This window comes from Vibrio algivorus (genome assembly GCF_030161215.1).
Classification (GTDB): Bacteria; Pseudomonadota; Gammaproteobacteria; order Enterobacterales; family Vibrionaceae; genus Vibrio; species Vibrio algivorus.
On sequence record NZ_BSPV01000017.1, the window covers coordinates 1 to 2416 of the forward strand.

The 2416-nt window shown below is 41.5% G+C and carries 3 protein-coding genes; all 3 read left to right on the forward strand.

Annotated features, from left to right (window positions below; translation table 11 throughout):
- The first annotated feature begins 96 nt into the window (after positions 1 to 96).
- The 3 genes from tnpA to tnpC are packed head-to-tail and all read left to right on the forward strand — an operon-like array spanning position 97 to position 2374.
- Complete coding sequence (tnpA, locus tag QQJ93_RS15830; protein ID WP_284186114.1) at positions 97 to 411, forward strand: IS66 family insertion sequence element accessory protein TnpA; 315 nt, start codon at positions 97 to 99, stop codon at positions 409 to 411.
- Positions 408 to 761, forward strand: coding sequence for an IS66 family insertion sequence element accessory protein TnpB (gene tnpB / locus QQJ93_RS15835; RefSeq protein ID WP_284186115.1), 354 nt, complete (start codon positions 408 to 410; stop codon positions 759 to 761). The genes tnpA and tnpB overlap by 4 nt, the downstream gene beginning before the upstream one ends.
- A 59-nt stretch (positions 762 to 820) precedes the next feature.
- A complete protein-coding gene (gene tnpC, locus QQJ93_RS15840; protein WP_284186116.1) occupies positions 821 to 2374 on the forward strand; it encodes an IS66 family transposase in 1554 nt (517 codons plus the stop codon).
- Positions 2375 to 2416: the final 42 nt, after the last annotated feature.

Genomic DNA, 2416 nt, shown 5'->3' on the forward strand with positions numbered 1-2416 from the left:
ACTGACTTCAAGGAGCGTATCCGTCCCATAAACCCCGCATTCTAATTATCTAATGCGGGTCATAAGATCAAACCTCCCACCTAAAGGAGATTTGAAATGACAAAGCAGCGAACTGACCAAGAATGGCAAACTCTTATCAAGCAATCAGAGTCGAGCTCTTTATCAAAAGTGGCTTTTTGCAAACTTAACGACATCAGTATTTCTACATTTTATGCAAAGCGTCAGCGACTCAATGAAACGGTAACATCACAAGGTTTTGTCAAAGCTGAAATCATTGAAAAAACAACAAAATATCAGGCAACTCAGACGCCAATTACACATATGACCTTGCTCATTAATCATGTTGAGCTAAGCATTCCTCAAAGCACACCTGCTGCTTACCTTGCTGAATTAATTGGAGCACTGTCATGAAGAGGATGCTCAGTACTTCTGATATTTACCTCTATCGTGAGAGTGTCGATTTCAGAAAATCCATCAATGGTCTTGCTGCCATTATCGAAGAAGAGACAGATTTACCTCTTGGTAGTGGTGCCCTGTTTCTATTTATTAACAAGCAACGAGACAAAATTAAAGTGCTTTACTGGGATAAAACTGGTTTTGCTCTTTGGTATAAATGTCTTGAAAAAGACAAATATAAATGGCCTTCAAAAGAGAAAAATTCCGTGTTTACCCTCACTCAGTTCGAGCTCGATAGACTGCTTTCTGGCTTCAATATTATTGGCCATAAACCGGTTGAAATACACGATTTTACAATGACTTAATTGATAAAAAAGCCTTATATACCAAGCGTTCACAACCTTGTTTTAGTATAATGAATGTCATGAAAAAGACGCCAGATATTAACCCAAACAGCCAAGATGTTGCCGAGCTTCAAGCGATGGTAAAGTCACTCATGGCATCACAAAAACAGAAAGAATCTCAGTGGCAGCAAGAGCGCCAATCGTTACTTGAGCAACTCAAACTGGCCTTTGACCGTCAGTTTGCCAAACGCTCAGAGGCGTTAAAACCGTATAATGCCTCACAAGGCGACCTGTTTAATGAAGCAGAAGCTGAATGTGAAGTCGATAAAGACGAAGAGATTGAAGTCACAACGACCACGACAACAACAAAGAAAAAGCGAGGTAAGCGTCAACCTCTGCCTAAAACCTTACCGCGTGAGGTGATTGAACTTGATTTGACTGAAGATGAAAAGCAATGTTCATGCTGCAAACATCTTCTGCATAAAATTGGCGAAGACCGTAGTGAGAAATTAGAGTTCACGCCAGCGGTTCTTAAAGTTCTGGAATATGTTCGTCCAAAGTACGCTTGCCGTCAGTGTGAACAAACTCAAGACAACAGCCACATTGTTCAAAAGTCTGCACCACAAAGTATTATTCCTAAAAGTTTTGCCACAGAAAGCCTACTTGCCAATATCATTTTGGGCAAATACCGATATGCGATGCCGCTTTATCGTCAAGAATCCTTATTTTCCCAATCCGGTATTGAGCTATCACGAACGACCATGGCTAGATGGGTGATTCAAGTGAGTGAGAAGTTCACGCCACTTTATGAAGCTTTGAAAGAGCATCTACTCAAACAAGTGGTGGTTCAGGCGGATGAAACCCCACTCAATGTTCTAAAAGAAGATAAAAAGTGCTATATGTGGCTTTATTGCTCAGGGGCAGACTCACCAGAAACGGCTTTAACGGATGTCAAAAACATTGTTTTGTACGACTATCAAAATAGTCGCGCGAGGGCGTGCCCGGAAACATTTTTAGGGAATTACGATGGTTATCTACAAACAGATGGCTATGGCGCTTATGATGGACTTCATCAAGTGACCAATGTGGGTTGCATGGCACATGCTCGCCGTAAATTCATGGATGCAAAAAAGCTGCAAGGCAAAGGTAAATCGGGCAAGGCGGATAAAGCATTAGCTAAAATCCAAAAACTTTATGGGATAGAGTCAGGTCTCAAAGGGGTATCTGTCGATAAAAGAAAAACGGAGCGCCAAAGACAAGCTAAGCCAATATTGGATGACCTTTACGAATGGATGACGAGTCAGCAGGTAATAGACTCTAGCGTACTGGGTAAAGCAATAAAATATACGCTTGGACAATGGCCAAAGTTGATCCGTTATCTTGATGATGGTCATTTATCTATTGATAATAATCGTGCAGAACGAGCAATCAAACCGCTGGTTATTGGAAGAAAGAACTGGTTATTCTCTAACACCCCTAATGGTGCAAATGCGAGTGCCATGCTTTATAGCATCATTGAGACGGCTAAAGCTAATGGCCTTATTCTTTACGACTATATGGTGAAATGCATGAAAGAGTTGGCGAAATCAGAGCCAGATATCGACGCTCTGCTACCATGGAATTTTCAATATTAGTTGATCGCCCCGTGGGTTCATGGGGCGGATACGAAGCAAGCT